Consider the following 19816-nt stretch of genomic DNA (forward strand, 5'->3'; position numbering starts at 1 on the left):
CCTTCCTGCCCCGACGGAGAAATTCGGTGAAAGACAACAACGACATGCCCGGACATCTGGCGCGCCGGTTCCAGCAGATCGCGGTGGCGGTGTTTCTGGCCGAGGTCGGGGATGCCGGCTTCGACCTCACGCCGGTGCAATACGCCGCACTCGCGACCATCAAGGCCAATCCGGGGCTCGACCAGGTGACGCTCGCAGGATTGATCGCCTACGACCGCACCACCATCACCGGCGTGATCGACCGCCTGGTGCAGAAGGGGCTCGCGGAGCGCCGCGCCTCGCCCCGCGACCGCCGTGCCCGCGAGCTCGAGATCACCGACGAAGGCCGCCGCACGCTGCGCAAGATCACGCCGGCCGTCGAATCCGCGCAACGCATCATGCTGCGCGGCCTCAGCGCGAAGGAAGGTGAGGATCTGATGCGCCTTCTGCACAAGGCCATCGCCGCCGGCAACGAGCTCAGCCGCGCCCCGCTGCGCGAGGTGCAGGCATAATTCCGGGATTTCTATCCGTAATTGTCGCAGGATCGCGAAACCAGGAACTAACCTTCGGCTGATACGGTCGGCGGCATTCGGCGTTTAACGCGCGATTAACTTTGCCGGTCTGGAGTTTCGGATGTTCAGGTTCCTCATTGCGGCGGCGGCCATCGCGCTCTCGACCGCTCCGGCGCTCGCGAACGGCCATGGCGGCGATGCCCCTCCTCCGCCGAAGCCCGAGGCGACGACCTCACCGGCGAAAGTGATCCTGACCAAGCAGGGTCCAACGCTCGTCGATCTCAAGGGCATGACGCTCTACTATTACGAGCGCGATACCACCGGCAAGACGTCGAACTGCAACGGCAAATGCGTCGAGAGCTGGGTTCCGCTGCCCGCAACCGCCGACGCCAAGGCGATCGGCGACTTCACCGTGATCAGCCGCAACGACGGCAGCAAGATGTGGGCATACCGCTATCGTCCGCTCTACACCTCGCCGGCCGACAAGGCGCCGGGCGACGCCAACGGCATTGCCACGACGCTGCAATGGCGCATTGCCCGGCCCGAGAACTAGGGCGACCTCACCCGCGCCAGCTGGGCCTCGCCTCGACTTGCGCGTTCTGTCCGGGCGGCAACACCACGACCGTTGAATTGAGCTTTACCCGGTCATAGAGATCGATCACGTCCTCGTTGCGCATCCGGATGCATCCGGACGAGATCGCCTGTCCGATATATTCCGGCTGGTTGGTGCCGTGGATGCGGTAGAGCGTGTCCTTGTTGCCGGAATAGAGATAGATGCCCCGCGCACCCAGCGGATTGGCGGGACCGCCGCTGACGCGCGCTGGGTAGGGTCCGAGCCGCGCCTGGATGTCCGCTGTCGGAACCCAGTCCGGCCATTCCGCCAAACGGCCGACCCGCGCGACGCCGGAGAACGCCATGGCTTCCTCGCCGACCGCCACGCCATAGCGGATCGCCTTGCCTTCGGGCAGCACGAAATAGAGGTAGCGCGCATCGGTATCGACCAGGATGGTGCCCGGCTGCTCCTTGCGTGGGTAATCGACGATATGGCGGAGATATTGCTCGGGCACGTTCGCCTGCGCGTAAGGCGTATGCGCCAGCAACTGCCGGTCGCGCGGCGTCATGCTCGCATCCGTCGATGGCGAAAGCGTCGTCTGCATGCAGCCGCCCAGCGGAAGCATCGCGACGACGAATAGAGCGAAAAGAGATTTTGGCACCGCCGGCCCCGATAGCGATAGCAGCACCCCCAGCATCACCAGATGCTGCCCAAATCGTGCTGAAAACAAGGCATCGCGGAACACGTGCGCGTGTTTGATAAAGCGGGTTCCATCACCACAAACGGCGGAAGAGCGTCGCACAGTCTCCACCTCCTCGCCTTGCTTTGGTCAAACCCGGCTGGACTCGTGCCTCATCGTGTTTGGTTCATCAGATTTGGATGGGCCCACCTCAACGGATCCGCTCGCGCCAATGCGGACGACCCATACTTCAACACCTGGGCTTCAAGATACCTGGGCTTCAAAGGAGCTGCGATGCTCGCGACGCTGAACTCCCGGCAAATCGTCGATGCGATCGTGAAGGATACGGTCACGAACAACGACCCGCACGACGCCGTGCAGATTTCGCCTGACATGGTGCTGGCCTCGCGCCCCCTCGGCGTCGCGCCCGCGCTCGCGCCTGAAATCACGACCCGTCCGGAGCCCAAAATAGATCCGGCGTTCGCGCCGAAGCCCCGAATTGGTCCGGAGCCGAAGTTCAGTCCCGTGGTGGAGCCGCAGGCGGCTGCGCCTTCGGTCGACACCGCCGTGCGCGTCGCGGCCAGTGATGGTCCCGGCCGGCAGAAGCGATCCTCCGCCGGCAAATGGCTGCGCGGCGCTTTCGTCACGATGCTGTTTGCGGGGGGCAGCGCGGCCGCCACTGTCGCCTGGGAGAAACATGGCGACACCGCAAGACAGATGCTCGCCGAATGGACGCCGGCATTGGCCTCGCTGCTGCCTTCGACGTCGCAGACGGCACCAGTCGCCGCCGCGCAGGCCGCGCCGCCCGAGGAGCAGGCTGCAACGGATCAAGCGACCAATCAATCTGCGGCTCCGCCTGCAACTCAGGTTGCAGCAGCGGTGCCCACGGCAACACAGCCCGATCCTGCGCCAACAGTGCAATCGATGACGCGCGATCTCGCCGCGATGGCGCAACAGATCGAGCAGCTCAAGGCCAACATCGCCGAGTTGAAGGCCGGGCAGGAGCAGATGGCACGCGAGATGGCGAAGCCGCCGGCGCCGAAGCCGATGGCCGATGCGAGGCCGCCGGTCGATCCGCGCGCACGGGTGTCGGCGCTGCCGCCGCGGCCTCCGGCGCCGCCGGTTCGCAAACCGAAGCCGGCCGTGTCGCAGACTTACATGCCGGCTTATTCGCCCGCGCCTCTCGCTCCGCCGCCGCCTTCGCAGGCTGCCGCGGTCCCACCGCCAGTTGCGCCCGTGACGACGACACAAGCCGTTGCCGACGACGATGGACCTGTCGTGCGCCCGCCCATGCCGCTGCGCTGAACGATCGTCACGCGCCGACCGAGAGCGCCGCGCCAGGGACGCTGTCCGAGTCGATGTGATGCGTTGAGTCCGGGTAAATACGGGAAGCGATGCTTCGATCGTTTTTCATCAAGAGAAAAGGCCGTCGGGATCTATGCCGGCGGCCTTCTCGTGCAGCTGCCGGTTCCCGGAGCCCGGTTCTGCTGCAATTCCATGCCTCATGATCGCGCCGACATATTTAATAAAATCTTAAAGCGCTCGAATGTTGCACATCATTTCTGCGCCATAAGCACAGAGATTGCGCGAGCCGTTCATTCGATAAACATCGACTCAGTGGTACCATCGGTCATGTGTTGATACGTCCACCCGAAGCTCAATTCGTCATACCGGGGAATTCGGATGCCTTACTACTCCTTCGATCTCGTGGTTGGGGAAGAGTTCAAGAACCAGGGCGGAATCATCCTTGAGGACATCGAGGGTGCTTCCGACCGCGCCGACCAACTGGCCACCGAACTTTCGCAGGTGAAGCCGGAGTTGCAACGCAAGGGTTGCGCTGTGCGCGTTACCGACCGCGATCACAACGAGGTCTACCGCACGCCGCTCGATCCCGTGCCGGCCTGGCAACGCTAGCTCGCCGGCCGGCCTCGCGGCCGCACGCTATCCCCATTGCGGAGCGGCGCGCCAGCCGCTAGCCTTCCCGAAAATTCGGGGAGGTACCAAGGATGCGGACTGGTTTTCTGATGACGGCCCTGTTGCTGCTGGCAGCGCCGGCCCAAGCGGCCGACCATCCACGTTCGACCTATGTCACGTTGGTCCTGCAGGCCTTCGCCGCCAAGGTCGAATGTCCGGGCACGGATGTTGTCTACCAGGATCTGGTGCAGAAGGCGGAGCAGATGCAGCTGCCCGAAGGCACCACCGAGAAGGTGCGCAAGGCGATCGCCTGGATGCACACCGGCGGCAAGTTGGGCGAGAAGCAGGACGACGATCTGATGGCCGAGGTCGCGGTGGCCACCCAGGCGACCGACCTCAACCAACGCCGCCTCGGCATGCCCAGCTGGTGCGAGGCCCAGAAGACCAACCTCGCCGGCCTGATCCGCAGCAAGGGCGGCTAGCGGCATCGCGCGGCGTTAAGCACGCCGCGCTGGAACTTTTGCTCCGGCCAATAATCGTCACATTCCTCGCCAGCATGCGGCTCTCTTCGACATTCGAACAGGGGAGCCCCATGCGGATCAACCATGTCGTTTTCGCCGGCGCGCTTGCCGTCGCTACGGCGCTGACTGCGCCCGTGCTGGCGAAGAATTCCGACGCCCAGAAGGGCGAGGACAAATCGACCTCGTCGTCATCGTGTAGCGCCTATCAGCAGGCGCCGGACGGCTCGTGGGAACAGCTCCCCTGCAAGGAGACGGGCGAGCGCCCCCAACCGCAGACGCAGAATCGCACGTCGCCGCAGGGCGCCGACCGCGGGGAGCGTTGAGCGCGCGGGAGTGTCAGCTCTGGTGCGGACCGCGTATGATCTTCATCGCGTCGGCGATGTGACGCCACTCTTTGGCGTCATCGGCCTCGCCGCGGCCCTCGCAAGCCTGGGCCTGTTCGGCGGCCTTCGCGATCGCCGCAAAACCATGCTGTTCCAGCATCTGGCGCGCGACGGTGTGGACCTGGACCTCGGTCATCATGGGCGTTCTCCCGTTTGACGAAACCGCGGTGCATCGCGCCCCCGCGGGTTTTTCTCAACGATTGTGCCCCGGACCGCGTTCCCTAGCGCTCGCGTCCGCACGCAAAAGGCGGCCCGCTATGCCCAGCGGACCGCCTTCTCACCCACCCCAAATCTGAAGCGGCCCGGCCGAGGTCCCTACCCGGCCGCCGCGCGCTTGCGCTCGAAGTCGTTGGGCACCTCGATATCGACCTCGAGGGTCGATACCTCGTCGCCGCGATCGAGCCGGACGATGACCTTGGTCGGGTCCAGCGTGACGTGCCTGGAGACGACCGCGAGAATTTCCTCACGCAGCACACCAAGCAGATCGGGCTGGCCGCGCAGTCCGCGTTCATGGGCAAGCAGGATCTGCAACCGTTCGCGCGCGACGGGTGCAGAGGCCTTGTTGCCGCGGAGAAGCCGAAGCAAACCCATGCTCATGCAGCCCTCCGTCGCAGCAGGCGATCCATGAAGCCCTTGCGCTCGGTCGGCACCTGCATGGCGATGGTCTCGCCGCACAGCCGCCGCGCCGCGTCGATATAGGCCCGCGCCGGTGCGCCTTCCGCGTTCGACAGCGTCACAGGCGTGCCGACGTTGGAGGCGCGCAGCACGTCCTGGCTCTCCGGGATGATGCCGAGCAAGGGCGTTGCGAGGATCTCGAGGATGTCGTCGATGGTCAGCATCTCGCCGCGCGCGGCGCGCGAGGGATCGTAGCGCGTGATGAGGATGTGCTTCTCGACGCGCTCGCCCTTCTCGGCCCGCACCGTCTTGGAATCGAGCATGCCGATGATGCGGTCGGAATCGCGCACCGAGGAGACTTCCGGATTGGTGACGATCACGGCTTCGTCGGCAAAGCGCATCGCCATGGAGGCGCCGCGCTCGATGCCGGCCGGGCTGTCGCAGATCACCCAGTCGAAACGGCTGCGCAGATCGTCGATGACCTTGCCCACGCCCTCTTCGGTCAGCGCGTCCTTGTCGCGGGTCTGCGAGGCCGGAAGGAGCCAGAGGTTCTCCAGCCGCTTGTCCTTGATCAGCGCCTGCGGCAGCTTTGCAACGCCTTGCACCACGTTGATGAGGTCGAACACGACGCGGCGTTCGGCGCCCATCACGAGGTCGAGGTTGCGCAAGCCGACGTCGAAATCGACGACCACGACCTTTTCGCCGCGTTGCGCGAGCGCAGCCCCCAGTGCGGCGGTCGTCGTCGTCTTGCCGACGCCGCCCTTGCCTGACGTCACGACCAGTACCTTGGCCATCTCTCAAATCTCCTTCTGGTCAGTTCAGCGCAGTAATTCGCATGGTGTTGCCCTGGAGCCAGGCCTGGGCCGGCTTGCCGCGCAGGGACGCGTCGATATCGTCGGCGGTCTGGTAAAATCCATCGATTGCAAGCAGTTCGGCCTCGATCTTCTGACAATAGATGCGTGCGCTCGTGTGACCGTTCACGCCCGCCATGGCGCGGCCGCGCAGCGCGCCGTAGATGTGAATAGAACCGCCGGCGACGACCTCGGCGCCGGAGCCGACCGAACCGAGAATGGTCACGTCGCCTTCGGGGAAGATCACGGTCTGGCCGGATCGTACGGGGGTTTCGAGCAGCAGTGAGGTCGGCTTTGCGTCGGCCTTCGTCTCCGCCTTCTTGGGCGCGCTCGGCTCGACCACGCAACTCCGTCCGCCCGAGAGCAGCGGTGGCATCATGGGCGTCAGCCGGCCCTCCTCCACGCCCTCGATCCCGAGCACGCGGATGTTGCGGTCCTGAAGGCTGGTGAGCAGGTGTCCGATGCCGGACTGGCTGAGATCGACCGAGGACAGGTCGATCACCACGGGGCGGCCGGCGAAGAAGCCCGGCGAGCGCGCGATCGTGGTATCGATTTCCTGCAGCCAGTCCTGGATTGGAACCGTCGGCACGAACACGAAGGCCACATAGGAGCGCCCGCGCAGGCGCACCATTTGGCGTTGGACTTTTGCTGCAGCCTCCATAGCGGCCGACTCGTTCCCTGTTATTGAATGGTTAACGATGCGGCGAATATGGTTAATGGCCGGTTAATTTCTCCGTGGGGTTACGTGAGTGGGGGCGGTCGGGCGTAGATTCCCAAATTAGCCCCGTCATCCTGAGGTGCGAGCCATAGGGCGCGCGCAGCGCCCTATGGGGAGCCTCGAAGGATGAGCGGCCGGGATGTTGCAGCCAGCAGCCGGGCCGTCGCCCTTCGAGGCTTGCTCTGCGGCGCGTTGCGCCGCAGAGCGCGCACCTCAGGGTGACGGTGATGGATGAATGCTCGCTGCTTCAACTCCGTCATTGCGCTCGCAATGACGGAGTATGGGGAGACTACCCCCCTACTTCTTCACCTTGCTCGCATCCATCTTGACGGCGGGATCGAGCATCTTGGTCGTGAACGCCGTTGTGACGTCGAACGGCTTCTCCATGCCGAGATAGGTCTGGACCAGCTCGTAGTCTTTCTTCATCCGCTCGCCGTCGATCCAGCCGAGCGACTTCGTCGTCGTGAATTCGTCCGTCATCAGGAACTTGATGCGCTCCCATTGGCGCTCCTGGTTCTCCTTGTCGAGACCGGAGACCTGATCGAGCAACGCCTTCAGGCAGGGTGCGGCGTCGGCGACGCAAGTCGCAAAGGCCTTTTGCGTGACCCTCACGAACTCCTCGACCAGCTTCGGGTTCTTCTGCAGATAGCCGCCGTTGACGATCAGCGAATTGCCGTAGGGGTTGAGCCCGATGTCCTTCCAGTTGACGTAGCCGAGATCGCCTCCGAACTCGATCACCTTCAAATCGTGCTCGTTGTAGAAGTCGCTGATGATGTCGACCGTATGGCTCTTCAGCGCCGCGATCTTCGCCGTCGGCCCGACATTGACGAAGCCGACGGAGTCGGGTGCAAGCCCTGCGGCCTTGGCGAAGGCCGGCCACATCACGCGCGAGGCGTCCCCGGGCGGATTACCGATCTTGTGGCCGGCAAAATCCTTCACCCCGTTCACGCCGTAGCTCTTCAGCCAGTAGAAGGTCTGGCCGGTGTTGGCGTAAACGCTCATCACGGCAACGGTGTCGGCGCCCTTGCTCTTCGCCACCAGCATGGTGGCGAGATCGGCGACGCCGAACGGCGAACCGCCCGATCCGACCTTGACGGCGGAGACGCCGGAGCCCTTGCCGACCTCGATGGTGAGGTCGATGCCGGCCTTCTCGTACCAGCCCTGCGCCTTGGCGTAATAATACGGCGAGTGGTCGGCCGTCGGCGTCCAGTTCAGGATCAGGTTGACCGCCTCGCCCGCGTTTGCGGGCACTGCCGGCAAACCGAGCATCAGGGTCACAACCGCCGCCTGCAAACGCTTCATCGCATCTCTCCTCATTGCCCGCGACCCGGCTTGTCGCTCTCCCCCTGTGAGGATACCAATGCAACAAGGCCGCCCTCCACTTGTCAACTGTTTGGTTGGAAATGCCCGCAAAACGTTCAGGCGACACCGTGCCGCAGCGGCGCGACCCCGTCGCCACACGCAAGAAGCTGCTGACCGCGGCGCGCGAGGAGTTCGCCCGGCACGGCTTTGCCGGCGCCCGCGTCGACGAGATCGCGATGCGCGCCGGCGTCAACAAGCAGCTCGTCTACCACTATTTCGGCGACAAGGACGCGCTCTATCTTGCTGTCCTCGAATGGGTTTACGCCGATATCCGCGAGCAGGAGCGCCAGCTCAATCTCGAAGGCCTGGCGCCGGAAAAGGCGATCCGGAAACTGATCGAGGCCTCGTTCGATTACCTCGCGGCAAACCCCGATTTCATCGTGCTTCTGAACGACGAGAACCGCGGCGGTGCCCGCCACGTCCGCGGCTCGACGCGGCTCGAGGCGATGCATTCGCCGCTGGTGAAGAGCGTGTCCCACATCCTTCACGAGGGCGTCCGCGCCGGAATGTTCCGCAAGGGGATCGACCCGATCCAGCTCTATATCTCCATCGCCGGCCTCAGCTATTTCTATCTCTCCAACACGCCGACGCTGTCGGCGATCTTCGGCAAGGACCTGTCGAGCCGGGCCGCGCGCCGCGCCCGCCGCCGGCACGTCGCCGATCTCGTGCTGCATTCGCTCCGGCCGTAATCAACCAACTGGTTGAAACTTCCCTCAAGGCCGGGTAGGCTTGCGACCAGCGGCAAGGTGGCCGCTGGCAACAGGGAGCAACCGGTGGCAGGAGATGGCGCCCGCACCACGCGCAGCTTTGCGATCGTCCTGATCGTGCACCTCGCCGTGCTCGTGCTCTGGCAGGTCCTGGTCGATGCCTTCCACGTGCCGAAGTTCATCCTGCCCTCGCCGCTGGCGACCATCCAGACGCTGGGAACCGCAAGCTACGCCTGGGGCGCCAATACGCTGGTGACGGCGATCGAGATCCTCGGCGGCTTTGCGCTCGGTGCGTTCGTCGGCGTCACCTTTGCCGTCATCTTCAGCTGGGCACCGCTGCTCAGCCTCGTGCTGCTGCCGCTGTTCGTGACGCTGAACATGATCCCGAAGGTCGCGCTCGGCCCGCTCCTCATCGTCTGGTTCTCCTACGGCATCGTGCCGAACATCCTGATCGCCTTCAGCATCTGTTTCTTTCCGATCCTGCTCACCACCGCGCGGGGCTTGCGCGAGGTCGAGCCGGATCTGCTCGATCTCGTCAAATCGCTGCGCGGCTCGCGCTGGACGCTGTTCCGCAAGATCCAGCTGCCGGGATCGCTGCCCTACATTTTCTCCGGCATGAAGGTCGGCGCCATCCTCGCGGTCGCCGGCGCCATCGTCGGCGAGTTCATCGCCTCCGAGCGTGGGCTCGGCTACCTCATGATCCAGGTGCAGTCGTCGCTCGACACGCCCGCGATGGTGATGGCCGTCGTGCTGCTGACGCTGCTTGGCGTCGCGCTTTACGGCTTCGTGCTCGTCCTCGAACGCATGTTCGTGGTCGGTGACGCAAGACAAACTTGAAGACCAAGGACCCAATCCATGCTCCTCACCCGCCAGAACCTGCCGAAGACGATCCCTGATATCGCCGCGCTCGACGAGATCCTGTGCCGGCCAACGCAGGCATTGATCGACGACCTCGCCAAGGTCGAGGGCGACATCATGATCCTCGGCGTCGCCGGCAAGATGGGACCGACGCTGGCGGGGCTCGCCAAAGCCGCGGCGCCCGATCGCCGCGTCATTGGCGTCGCCCGCTTCAGCGACGCAGGCGTGAAGGACTGGCTGCACGCGCGCGGCGTCGAGACCATCAATTGCGACCTGATGGACGAGACGGCGATCCAGGTGCTGCCGAAGGCGCCCAACATCGTCTTCATGGCCGGCCGCAAATTCGGCGCGGAGGGTGATCTGTCGCTGACCTGGGCGATGAATGCGCACGTGCCGGCGCTGGTCGCGCAGGCCTTCCCGTCGTCGCGGATCGTGGCGTTCTCGACCGGCTGCATCTATCCCTTCGTTCCCGTCGACGGCAAAGGCGCGAGCGAGGACATGGCGCCGAACCCGCCCGGCGAATACGCCCAGTCCTGCGTCGGCCGCGAGCGCATGTTCGAGTATTTTTCGCGCAAGTCCGGAACGCCCGGGCGGCTGTTCCGCCTCAACTACGCGATCGACATGCGCTATGGCGTGCTCCACGACATCGCGATGAAAGTGCTCACGGGCACGCCGATCGATGTCAGCATCAGCCATGTCAATTTCATCTGGCAGGGCGATGCCTCGTCCCAGGCGCTGCGCTGCCTGGCGCATTGCACGGCGCCGACCTCGCCGATCAACGTCAGCGGCCACGAGATTCTGGCGGTGCGCGATCTCGCAGCAAGATTCGGAGCCAGGTTCGGCCGCGCGCCGGTGCTGACAGGAAACGAAGAGCCGACGGCGTGGCTGACCGACACCTCCAGGGCAGTCGAGCTGTTCGGCCAGCCCGTCGTCGATACCGAGCAGTTGATCACCTGGACGGCGGATTGGGTATCCCGCGCCATGCCGAGCCTCGGCAAGCCCACCAAATACGAGGTGCGCGATGGACGCTACTGACGATCCACGCGTGATCAGGCTCGGCGCCGAGGATGCGGCGGCGGGCCTCGCGCTCTCGACAGAGGCGCACTGGAACCAGAATGAAGACGACTGGCGCTTTTTCTTGAGCGACGGCGTCGTGCTCGGCATCCGTGATGGCGCGCAACTGGTCGCGACCGCGGCGCTTTTGCCCTACCCCGGCAACAACGCCTGGATCAGCATGGTGCTGGTGACGGCCAGCCATCGCCGGCGCGGCCTCGCCACGCGCCTCGTCGATGCCTGCCTGGAAACGGCGCGCAAAGACGGCCTGACGAGCTGGCTCGACGCGACGCCGGACGGTGCCGCCGTCTATGGGCCGCTCGGGTTCGCACCGACCCTTCAATTGCGCCGCCTCAGGCTGGTGAAATCCGTCTCCGCGTCCGGGCAGGCCCCTTCATCCGCGACGCTCGACGCGCTTCGCGCGCGTGACCTGCGGGCCACCGGTTTCGATCGAACCGCCCTGCTCTCTGCCTTTGCGCAGCGTCCCGGCTCACGCATCGTCTCTGCGAACGGCGCCATCGCGCTGGTTCGCGACGGACGCACCGCGCGCCATATCGGCCCGTTGTTTGCCGACGACGCCGCAGCCGCGCTGACCCTGGTCGATGCAATCGCCCGATCGGAGACCGGGCCGCTGCTGCTCGACGCCGTCGCGTCTCAAGCCGCGTTCCCTGAAGCATTGACCGAGGCGGGCTGGACCATCGAACGGCCGTTCCAGCGCATGCGGTTCGGCCCCGCCACTGCCGCGGGTGAAGACATGCCATTCGCCGTCGCCGGCCCTGAATTCGGATAGGACATCATGCACCACAGCCAGATCAACAGCGAGATCCGCAAGCTGATCGCCGACGGCACCGTGCTGCCGGCGCATCCCCTCGCGCTCACCGCCGAACGCCAGCTCGACAAAAAGCATCAGCGCGCGCTGACGCGCTATTACATCGACGCCGGCTCCGGCGGCCTTGCCGTCGGCGTGCACACCACGCAGTTTGCGATCCGCGATGTCGGCCTCTATCGCCCCGTGCTCGAGCTCGCCGCCGAGACCGCGGCGAACTGGACCAGGCGTCCGCTGGCGCTGGTCGCGGGCCTTGCCGGTCCGACCAGGCAGGCGACCACCGAAGCCCGCACCGCGCGCGACATCGGCTATCACGCAGGGCTCCTCAGCCTCGCTGCGATGAAGGGCGCGTCGGAAGACGAAATCATCGCGCATTGCACAGCGGTCGCAGCCGAAATCCCGCTGATCGGCTTCTACCTTCAGCCGGCGGTCGGCGGCGTGATCCTGTCGAGCCGGTTCTGGCAGCGCTTTGCCTCGATCGACAATGTCATCGCGATCAAGATCGCGCCGTTCAACCGCTACAGGACTCTTGATGTTCTTCGCGGCGTCGCGGCGGCCGGCGCGCTCGACCGCGTTGCGCTCTATACCGGCAATGACGACCACATCCTGCTCGACCTGATGCTGCCGTTCGACCTCCGCGACAACGGGATCACCACGCGCACTTATTTCAAAGGCGGTCTGCTCGGCCACTGGTCGGTCTGGACCGCGAGCGCCATAAAACAGTTCGAGCGCTGCAAGGCGGCGCGGCACAAGGACAGCGTACCGGCCGACCTGCTTGCGCTCGATGCCCGCGTCACCGACTGCAACAGCGCATTCTTCGACGTCGCCAACGATTTTCACGGCTGCATCGCCGGCTGCCATGAGGTGCTGCGACGGCAGGGCCTGATGCAGGGCCTGTGGTGCCTCGATCCGAACGAGGGCCTGAGCCCCCGGCAGAAAGACGAGATCGATCGCGTCTATCGCGAGCACGCCGACCTCAGCGACGATGCGTTCGTCGCGGCCAATCTGGATAAATGGCTGGCATGAGCTCAAACCCCTTCATCAGCCTGCAAGGCGTCCGAAAGGTCTATCGCAGCGGCGGCGCTGAATTCCTGGCGGTGTCCGACGTCACCATGGATGTGCAGGAGGGTGAGCTTGTGTCGCTGGTCGGCCCGTCCGGCTGCGGCAAGACCACGGTGATGAAGATTTTGGCCGGCCTGCACGACGCCGACGGCGGCAAGGTGCAGATCGGCAATGCCAAAAGCCCGTTCGATCCGACCCGCGACATCGGCATGGTGTTCCAGCAGGCGCTGCTGTTGAAATGGCGCACCATCCTGGACAACGTGCTGCTGCCGGCGGAGATCGTCGGCCTGCCGATGAAGGCCGCGCGCGAGCGGGCGCGCGATCTTCTCAATCTGGTGGGTCTTGCCGGCTACGAGCAGAAATATCCGCGAGAGCTGTCCGGCGGCATGCAGCAGCGCACCGCGATTGCGCGCGCCTTCATTCACGACCCCAAACTGATCCTGATGGACGAGCCGTTCGGCGCGCTCGACGCCTTGACGCGCGAGCAGATGAACCTGGAGATGCTGCGGATCTGGCGCGAGAGCGGCAAGACCATCATCTTCGTCACGCACTCGATCCAGGAGGCCGTATTCCTGTCCTCGCACTGCGCCGTGCTGACGGCGGGCCCGGCGAAGATGGCCGATTATTTCCCGATCGACCTGCCCTTCCCACGTGACCTTCCGCTCAAGACGACGGACGCGTTCGGTGCCTATGCGCGGCGCATCTATGCCAAGCTCGGGCTGGGCGCGGCGTAAGGCGCTGATAAATCCGTAGCCCGGATGGAGCGCAGCGCAATCCGGGGCGGTTCCGTTGACGTGCGAGACCCCGGATTACGCTTGCGCTCCATCCGGGCTACGAAAGCCGGGCGCGGCGTAAGCACCGCGCCCCTCCTGCTATCAGGCCTTGTTGCGCATCTTGCCGAGCAGATAATTGTCGTAAAAATTCTCCGCGATCTGCGTGTAGAACAGCAGTTCCTTCATATAGGCGTCGTGGCTTTCCTTGGTGCGCTTGAACAGGTCGCTCTTGGTGGCGAGCTCGTTCAGATGCTCCTGGGTCGCGGCGTAGCAGGCCTCCAGCACCGGCTGCGGAAACGCCTTCAGCTCCGCGCCATTGGCGATCAGCCGCTTCAGCGCCGCCGGATTCACGCTGTCGTATTTCTCGAGCATCCAGGCGCCTGCCGCCGACGCGGCCTGGTTGACGATCGCCTGGTACTGCTTCGGCAGCGATGCCCACTTCTCGTCGTTGACGATCATGTGCAGCATGGCGCCGCCTTCCCACCAGCCGGGGAAGTAGTAGTATTTTGCGACCTTCTGGAAGCCGAGCTTTTCGTCGTCATAGGGACCGACGAATTCGACCGCGTCGATCGTGCCCTTCTCCAGCGCCGGATAGATGTCGCCGCCCGCGATCTGCTGCGGCACCACGCCCAGGCGCGCCAGCACATGACCGCCCATGCCGGCGATACGGAATTTCAGGCCCTTGAGATCGTCGACGGTCTTGATCTCCTTGCGGAACCAGCCGCCCATCTGGGTGCCGGAATTGCCGCAGAGGATCGCATGCGCCTTGAACGGCTTCAGCGCCTCGTTGGTAAGGTCGGCGCCGCCGCCGAAATGCCACCAGGACTCTTGATGGCGATGGTTCATGCCGAACGGCGCACCGGTCGCGTAGGCGAGTGCCGGCTCCTTGCCGATGTAGAAATAGAGGGGGGTCTGCGCCATGTCGACAGAGGCTGTGCTGACGGCATCGAGCGCCTGCAGGCCGGGGACGAGTTCGCCGGCCGCGAAGGTCTGGATCTGGAATTTGTTGTCGGTGGCCTCGGCAACATATTTCGCAAAAGTCTGCGCGGTGCCGTAGATGGTGTCCAGCGACTTCGGGAAGCTGGAGGTCAGGCGCCATTTGATCTCGGGCATAGACTGCGCAATCGCAGGTGCAGCAACCAGCGTCGTCGCACCGGCCACCGCGCCGCCCTTGAGGAATGTACGGCGTTTCATGATGGGTCTCTCCCTTGAGATCAGCTTGAGTTGATGGCCTTCGCCACGAGTCCTGGCGGACCGTTTGCCCGTTTCGAATGCGGAGTTCAAGCTGACAGAAAGGCCGGACCGCGGCGGGCGCCGAGGCTGCTCAGTCATCCTCAAGGAAGATCGACAGCGCCCGCTGCAATTCCTTGAACGGGCCAGGGCCGATCTTGGTCGCGAGAGCCCTTTCGCTTTCGGCGATCGCCGGCCGCAGCCGGCCGAGAAGCGCGGTGCCGCTCTCGGTCAGGTGCAGCACATAGTAGCGGCGGTTGATGGCAGAGGCCGAACGCTGCACCACGCCGCGCCGCTCCAGATGATCCACCAGCCGCCCGAGCCCTGCCCGCTCGATCGACAGGGATTGCGCGATCGCGAGCTGGTTGACGCCCGGATTGGCCTCGATCACCGACAGCACGGAAAACTGCGCCGGGCTGATGTCGAAGGCGGCGAGCCGCCGGCTGACATCCTTGAAGACCCAGAGCTGCGCCCGCCGGATGCGATAGCCGAGCGAACGGGACAGATCGGCCGAGGCCAGCAGCCTTGGCCGGGCCGGCTTTGCGGCCGGTGCGGAGCGCGGCGCGGGTCGCGACGGCTTGGCAACGAGCGCCCTGCGTCGGGCTGCCTTGGCGGATCGCTTCCTGACGCCAGCCTTCTCCCGCACCATCGACGATCATCTCTTGCAAGCCGGCACAGCGGCATCTAGCCCGGCTGTCCGGGATTCGTAGCGAGTCTATCGCAGCCGCCCCGGATCGAGAAGCGGAGCAGCGTTGCGCCTTTCGGCTACAGCTTCGACGAGAGGTTGCATCGCGAACTCGCGTGCTGCGTCATGTTGACACGTCAACATGGCTCGCTTAAGGATCGGGAAAACCTGCCATCGCTCGAGCAGGCTTCAGGGGAGCTAACGTCCGTGCCTTCATCAAGGATGGGCAACGATCCGCATGCCATGGCGCATCGCGGCGAGACGATCGCGCATGTCCGCGCATTGCCTCGTGCCCCGCATGGCGGAGCTCCGCGGCCTTTCGACGACCCCGCATTCTCAATCGACAACGACATCGCTCGCAGCCTCGACGACGCCCGCCTCCAGGGCCGGCGCCGCGCGATGTCGCGTGGACGACCGCAGCTCGGACAAACATCAAACTGGGAGGGCATGACATGAAACGACTACTTCTCGCCTCGACCATCGTGGCCGGTTGGACGGCGCTCGGCCCGCAGGCCATTGCGCACGGACTGCCTCCGGGCGGCGTTGCCCCGCGCTCGTCCTGCACGGCCCTGACCGGCCTCACATTGCCGAACACGCAGATCCTGAGCGCAACCCAGAAATCGGGTTATTGCAACGTGATCGGCATCATCAACAAGCGCGTCTCGACCCAGGACCCCGACCGCTTCACCTACGGAATCGGCTTTGCGCTCAACCTGCCCAATACCTGGCATGGCCGTTTCGAGATGATGGGCGGCGGCGGCACCGATGGCAGCCTCCAGCCCGACCCGCAAGGCGCCGCCGGCGTCGAGCTCGGCCAGGGCTGGGCCGTCGCGGCCGATGACGGCGGCCACGAAGACAGCGCCAGCAACGTCGTCGGCGGCCATCAGGACGACGATGCCAATGCCGGCGGCTCGGCGCATTTCGCGATCGATGCCCAGGCCCGCAGGGACTACGGCTACAACGGCATCGAGAAGACCGCGACGATCTCGAAGCAGATCATCGCCTATTTCTACGGCTTCGAGACCGTCCACTCCTACATCATGGGATGCTCGAACGGCGGTCGTGACGCGATGGTCGCCTCGCAGCGATCGCCCTGGCTGTTCGACGGCGTGATCTCGCAAAATCCCGGCTTCAACCTGCCGCAGGCGGGCATCGCGGAGGCCTGGAACGAGCAGGCGCTCGGCAAGCTTGCAACCAGCACCGACATCAACGGGCAGCCGTTCATTCCCGACACGTTTCCGCAGCAGGACCTCCAGGTGGCCTCGGCCGCGATCCTGAGCGCCTGCGACGCCCTCGACGGGCTGGTCGACGGGATCATCGACAATTATCACGCCTGCACGGCGAAGAAGGTGTATCCGACGCTCGCCAATTACACCTGCGGCACCGGCTCGCACGGCAGCACGCCGCATGGCGGCACCTGCCTGACCGGCGCGCAAGTGGACGCGCTAAAGAAGATCTATGCCGGCCCCGTCAACTCGAAGGGCGCGCGGCTCTATTCGAACTGGTTCTGGGATGCCGGCATCTGGACGCCGCCCACCGCGCCCGGCGCGGGCTGGGGTTTCTGGAACGTCGTCACTGCACCGGTGCCGGGCGTCAACACCGCGATCAATTTGACGCTCGGCGCGGGCGCGATCCCGATGATCTTCCAGACGCCGCCTGTGGTCACGCCGGTCAACGGGCCGAACGGCCAGGAAGCCTTCGTGTTCCACTTCAACTTCGACACCGACGCGCCGAAGATCTTCACCAGGACACAGGCCTATCCGGAAAGCGCGATGGACTTCATGGCCGCGGTCTCGACAGACCTGCGTCCGTTCAGGGCGCGCGGCGGCAAGCTGATCATCTCCTCCTCCGTCAATGACGGCATCTTCTCCGGCGCCGCCATCGCGCGTTGGTATCGCAACATGGACAGGCACACGGGCGGGCGCGCGACCGATTTCGCCCGGCTGTTCATGGTGCCGAACATGGCTCATTGCGGCGGTGGCGCTGCCACGACGAGCTTCGCCGTGAACGAGCTCAAGGCCATCACCGACTGGGTCGAGAACGACATCGCACCGGAGCGCATCGTTGCGACCAATACCAACGCCACCTCGCCCTATCCGACCGGGGGAGTTTTTGATCCACGAATTGCGATGAACTTCCCGACCGGCGGCACACGGCCGCTGTGCGTCTATCCGAAGATCGCCGCTTACAAGGGCAGCGGCATGACCAACGACGCCGGCAATTTCGCCTGCATCGACCCTGGCTTCAAACCGGGCGGCGACCACGACTTCCATGACGATGACGACGGACGCGGAGACGACAGGCACTGACCGCGCGCAAGCTCGTCAGCAAGCTCAACAAGCACGGCGCGCGGGTCTGCCGCGTGCCGCATTCGCGAGAGTACGCCCCAATCTCGTCATTGCGAGCGCAGCGAAGCAATCCAGTCCGTCTCCGCGGAAAGACTCTGGATTGCTTCGCTGCGCTCGCAATGACGGGATGGAAGAAGCGCGCTCCTAGAGCAGCTTGGCACTCACAAACAGCGCGCGCACGGCGTTGGTCGCCTGCACGACGAGCATGGCGTTGTCGGCGGCGCCTTCGAGCGCAGCGACCGCGTCTTCATGCAACGAACGGAATTCCATCCACTCGACCGATTTGAAATTGGTGAGGAATTGATAGGCCTGGCCGACGGTCTCAATCGCCAGCGTGTCGCCGTTCAGCTTGATCTTGAACGTCGTACGCAGCGGGGTCTCGGAACTTTGCGGATCACTCACTTTGCGGATCACTCATGGGCTGCTTCTGAACGATGACGGCTTAACGAAGGGAAAACGGCAGCCCCGCCGTGACAGGCAAATATCAGGAGTCGGTGCTCGCGCGCTGCGAAGCGGTCGACGATCCGCTCAGGCTCGGCACCACGACCAGGCGGTTGAACTCACCGTTGTCGTAGGCCTTCATGAACCGATCATAATCCTTGATCGAAACGCAGCCGTTGGAGTCACCGCGCGGCCCGAGCATGAAGTTGTGGGTGAGAAGGCCGACGCGGCCGAGCGCGCTGGTGCCATCAGTGGGCGTCAGGCGCAGCGCACGGACGCCGTGGAACAGCTTTTCGCGCGGCTTCAGGTCGTAGGTCGCGGGCGGGGTCGCACCGACCATGCGCTGGTCGACGTGCTGAGGATCGTCCATCAGCGCGCCCATGCCGGAATGCGCTTCCAGCGCGATGCCACTCGGCAGGTAAAGCGCCTTGGCCGAGATGTCATAGACCGCCGTCCGCGAATCGTAGCCGAGCGCGGCGAGATCCGGCGCCTTGCCGAACAGGCCGCTGTCGGGCGTCAGCGAGGCCAGCTTGATCTTGTCGGTGAATTTTTCGAAGAAGCTGCGGTTGTCGACCCGGGGATTGGTCTCGGCATAAGCCTGGCTCGAGGCGATCTGGGCGGAGAAGTCCGCCTGGGGCGGGCGCGAGCGCGGCATCGGGACGGCGTCAGCACGCTGCGAGAGTCTCGTCTCCTCGGACAAGTGCCGGTCGTCGTCGGTCAGGCTCGAGCGCCAGTCCTCGCCCTGGAGCTTCTGGGCGAGCATCGCCTTGGCGTCGCGCAACTTGAGCTGGACTGCATTGACCGCGGAGCGCTCCAGCGTCCGCAGGCCGAGCTCGCGGGCGGGCGGGCTGCCCGACGCCGAAGCGAAACGATCATCGAATGAAGGGGCATTGGCCGGCGGCAGTGCGGCGGTGACCAGCGAGGCCGAATCACCGATATCCGCGACCCAGGCGGCAGCGCCCAGCGCCAGCGCGACGGCGGCCAAAGACAGCAGAATCGCCTCGGCCCGCCCAATACGGCGGCGCGACAATAGCCTCTCGGCTTGTGCGCGGTCGGAAACCATCAGATCCCCAAAATCGACCCCCGGGGGAACCCACCCCCACCCGGAGACTCTGTACCAGCTACCACATTGGGAGCCAAAAGTTAGGCATAATCGCGGCCGGCAAGGGTCCGGCAAGCCATTCCCAAGCCATTCCCAAGCCATTCCAAGGTATTCCATGACCGATCCTTTCGACCTAGTACGGTTTGTCCGGGCCCAGGACCCCGTCTATCGCGACATCCAGGGGGAGCTGACCCGGGGCCGAAAGCAGAGCCACTGGATGTGGTACGTCTTCCCACAGGTCGCGGGCCTCGGCTTCAGCGCCATGTCGCAGCGCTACGCCATCGCCTCCCGCGCCGAGGCCAAGGCTTACCTCGCCCACCCCATCCTCGGCCCGCGCCTGATCGAATGCACCCGCCTCGTGCTTGCCGTCGAAGGCCGGACTATCAACGCCATCCTGGGCGCGCCCGATGACGCCAAATTCCGCTCGTCGATGACGCTGTTCGACGCGGTGTCCGATCAGCCCGTTTTCGACGAGGCGCTCGCGCGATATTTCTCGGGCGAGCACGATCAGGCGACGCTCGATATCCTCGCGGCCCTTGACCGGAAGTCCAAGTGACCGCGGTTGCCCGCGGCCACCAGCGTAAACCCGGGATTAACATCGGCTGCCTATTGTCCGGGCAAAATAATTCTCCCCGCGCCAATTG

At 64.9% G+C, this 19816-nt stretch carries 24 protein-coding genes; 14 read left to right on the forward strand and 10 right to left on the reverse strand.

The window, feature by feature from the left end; genetic code table 11:
- Positions 1-26 precede the first annotated feature (26 nt).
- Positions 27-491 (forward strand): MarR family winged helix-turn-helix transcriptional regulator, encoded by a 465-nt coding sequence (locus JQ591_RS11460; RefSeq protein WP_211396090.1) that lies wholly within the window; start codon positions 27-29, stop codon positions 489-491.
- A 121-nt stretch (positions 492-612) separates the two neighbouring features.
- The gene (locus JQ591_RS11465) at positions 613-1044 is read left to right on the forward strand and encodes a COG4315 family predicted lipoprotein (RefSeq protein ID WP_211396091.1); all 432 of its coding nucleotides are present in this window, start codon (positions 613-615) and stop codon (positions 1042-1044) included.
- Between the two features lie 7 nt (positions 1045-1051).
- On the opposite strand, the gene JQ591_RS11470 is transcribed toward JQ591_RS11465, so the two are convergent.
- On the reverse strand, positions 1052-1669 hold the full coding sequence (locus JQ591_RS11470) for a L,D-transpeptidase (RefSeq protein ID WP_211396440.1): 618 nt from the start codon (positions 1667-1669) through the stop codon (positions 1052-1054).
- Positions 1670-2017: 348 nt separating this feature from the next.
- Here JQ591_RS11470 and JQ591_RS11475 point away from each other — a divergent pair, with 348 nt between their 5' ends.
- The 4 genes from JQ591_RS11475 (at position 2018) to JQ591_RS11490 (ending at position 4481) form a co-directional block, all read left to right on the forward strand.
- Entirely contained in the window at positions 2018-3028 is a 1011-nt protein-coding gene (locus tag JQ591_RS11475; protein WP_211396092.1) for a hypothetical protein, read from the forward strand.
- A gap of 378 nt (positions 3029-3406) precedes the next feature.
- Positions 3407-3637: a DUF6894 family protein gene (locus JQ591_RS11480; RefSeq protein WP_211396093.1), complete on the forward strand. Its 231-nt coding sequence runs from the start codon at positions 3407-3409 to the stop codon at positions 3635-3637.
- Positions 3638-3729: 92 nt separating this feature from the next.
- Positions 3730-4119, forward strand: a complete 390-nt coding sequence (locus JQ591_RS11485) for a hypothetical protein (RefSeq protein ID WP_027517634.1) — start codon at positions 3730-3732, stop codon at positions 4117-4119.
- Positions 4120-4229: 110 nt separating this feature from the next.
- The gene (locus tag JQ591_RS11490; protein ID WP_211396094.1) at positions 4230-4481 is read left to right on the forward strand and encodes a hypothetical protein; all 252 of its coding nucleotides are present in this window, start codon (positions 4230-4232) and stop codon (positions 4479-4481) included.
- Positions 4482-4494: 13 nt separating this feature from the next.
- Here JQ591_RS11490 and JQ591_RS11495 read toward each other — a convergent pair whose 3' ends face one another.
- The 5 genes from JQ591_RS11495 to JQ591_RS11515 all read right to left on the reverse strand — a co-directional run bounded on the left by JQ591_RS11495 (position 4495) and on the right by JQ591_RS11515 (position 8027).
- On the reverse strand, positions 4495-4680 hold the full coding sequence (locus JQ591_RS11495; RefSeq protein ID WP_211396095.1) for a hypothetical protein: 186 nt from the start codon (positions 4678-4680) through the stop codon (positions 4495-4497).
- 176 nt (positions 4681-4856) lie between these two features.
- On the reverse strand, positions 4857-5138 hold the full coding sequence (minE, locus tag JQ591_RS11500; protein WP_007591739.1) for a cell division topological specificity factor MinE: 282 nt from the start codon (positions 5136-5138) through the stop codon (positions 4857-4859).
- Entirely contained in the window at positions 5135-5950 is an 816-nt protein-coding gene (minD, locus tag JQ591_RS11505; RefSeq protein ID WP_211396096.1) for a septum site-determining protein MinD, read from the reverse strand. Before minD ends, minE begins: the two co-directional genes overlap by 4 nt.
- A 19-nt stretch (positions 5951-5969) precedes the next feature.
- On the reverse strand, positions 5970-6668 hold the full coding sequence (gene minC / locus JQ591_RS11510; RefSeq protein ID WP_211396097.1) for a septum site-determining protein MinC: 699 nt from the start codon (positions 6666-6668) through the stop codon (positions 5970-5972).
- 354 nt (positions 6669-7022) lie between these two features.
- Complete coding sequence (locus JQ591_RS11515) at positions 7023-8027, reverse strand: ABC transporter substrate-binding protein (protein WP_211396098.1); 1005 nt, start codon at positions 8025-8027, stop codon at positions 7023-7025.
- Between the two features lie 101 nt (positions 8028-8128).
- On the opposite strand from JQ591_RS11515, the gene JQ591_RS11520 reads away from it, so the two are divergent.
- The 6 genes from JQ591_RS11520 to JQ591_RS11545 all read left to right on the forward strand — a co-directional run bounded on the left by JQ591_RS11520 (position 8129) and on the right by JQ591_RS11545 (position 13327).
- Complete coding sequence (locus JQ591_RS11520) at positions 8129-8776, forward strand: TetR/AcrR family transcriptional regulator (protein WP_211396099.1); 648 nt, start codon at positions 8129-8131, stop codon at positions 8774-8776.
- 84 nt (positions 8777-8860) lie between these two features.
- Positions 8861-9631 (forward strand): ABC transporter permease, encoded by a 771-nt coding sequence (locus JQ591_RS11525; RefSeq protein WP_211396100.1) that lies wholly within the window; start codon positions 8861-8863, stop codon positions 9629-9631.
- A gap of 18 nt (positions 9632-9649) precedes the next feature.
- The gene (locus tag JQ591_RS11530; RefSeq protein ID WP_211396101.1) at positions 9650-10687 is read left to right on the forward strand and encodes an NAD-dependent epimerase/dehydratase family protein; all 1038 of its coding nucleotides are present in this window, start codon (positions 9650-9652) and stop codon (positions 10685-10687) included.
- Positions 10674-11495, forward strand: a complete 822-nt coding sequence (locus JQ591_RS11535; protein ID WP_211396102.1) for a GNAT family N-acetyltransferase — start codon at positions 10674-10676, stop codon at positions 11493-11495. Before JQ591_RS11530 ends, JQ591_RS11535 begins: the two co-directional genes overlap by 14 nt.
- Before the next feature lie 6 nt (positions 11496-11501).
- Positions 11502-12557 (forward strand): dihydrodipicolinate synthase family protein, encoded by a 1056-nt coding sequence (locus JQ591_RS11540; RefSeq protein ID WP_211396103.1) that lies wholly within the window; start codon positions 11502-11504, stop codon positions 12555-12557.
- The gene (locus JQ591_RS11545) at positions 12545-13327 is read left to right on the forward strand and encodes an ABC transporter ATP-binding protein (RefSeq protein ID WP_211396104.1); all 783 of its coding nucleotides are present in this window, start codon (positions 12545-12547) and stop codon (positions 13325-13327) included. Before JQ591_RS11540 ends, JQ591_RS11545 begins: the two co-directional genes overlap by 13 nt.
- A 141-nt stretch (positions 13328-13468) precedes the next feature.
- Here JQ591_RS11545 and JQ591_RS11550 read toward each other — a convergent pair whose 3' ends face one another.
- Together JQ591_RS11550 and JQ591_RS11555 are read right to left on the reverse strand one after the other, a co-directional pair.
- Positions 13469-14560 (reverse strand): TRAP transporter substrate-binding protein, encoded by a 1092-nt coding sequence (locus JQ591_RS11550; protein ID WP_211396105.1) that lies wholly within the window; start codon positions 14558-14560, stop codon positions 13469-13471.
- Positions 14561-14690: 130 nt separating this feature from the next.
- Entirely contained in the window at positions 14691-15245 is a 555-nt protein-coding gene (locus JQ591_RS11555; protein WP_211396106.1) for a MarR family winged helix-turn-helix transcriptional regulator, read from the reverse strand.
- Positions 15246-15733: 488 nt separating this feature from the next.
- Here JQ591_RS11555 and JQ591_RS11560 point away from each other — a divergent pair, with 488 nt between their 5' ends.
- A complete protein-coding gene (locus JQ591_RS11560) occupies positions 15734-17590 on the forward strand; it encodes a tannase/feruloyl esterase family alpha/beta hydrolase (protein ID WP_211396107.1) in 1857 nt (618 codons plus the stop codon).
- Between the two features lie 183 nt (positions 17591-17773).
- Here JQ591_RS11560 and JQ591_RS11565 read toward each other — a convergent pair whose 3' ends face one another.
- Both JQ591_RS11565 and JQ591_RS11570 read right to left on the reverse strand, forming a co-directional pair.
- The gene (locus JQ591_RS11565; protein WP_211396108.1) at positions 17774-18031 is read right to left on the reverse strand and encodes a hypothetical protein; all 258 of its coding nucleotides are present in this window, start codon (positions 18029-18031) and stop codon (positions 17774-17776) included.
- An 82-nt stretch (positions 18032-18113) separates the two neighbouring features.
- Entirely contained in the window at positions 18114-19064 is a 951-nt protein-coding gene (locus JQ591_RS11570; protein ID WP_211396441.1) for a DUF2778 domain-containing protein, read from the reverse strand.
- Between the two features lie 223 nt (positions 19065-19287).
- On the opposite strand from JQ591_RS11570, the gene JQ591_RS11575 reads away from it, so the two are divergent.
- On the forward strand, positions 19288-19728 hold the full coding sequence (locus JQ591_RS11575; protein WP_211396109.1) for a DUF1810 domain-containing protein: 441 nt from the start codon (positions 19288-19290) through the stop codon (positions 19726-19728).
- The last annotated feature ends 88 nt before the right edge of the window (positions 19729-19816 follow it).

Origin of the sequence: Bradyrhizobium canariense (assembly GCF_018130465.1) — a bacterium.
Lineage (GTDB): Bacteria > Pseudomonadota > Alphaproteobacteria > Rhizobiales > Xanthobacteraceae > Bradyrhizobium > Bradyrhizobium canariense_C.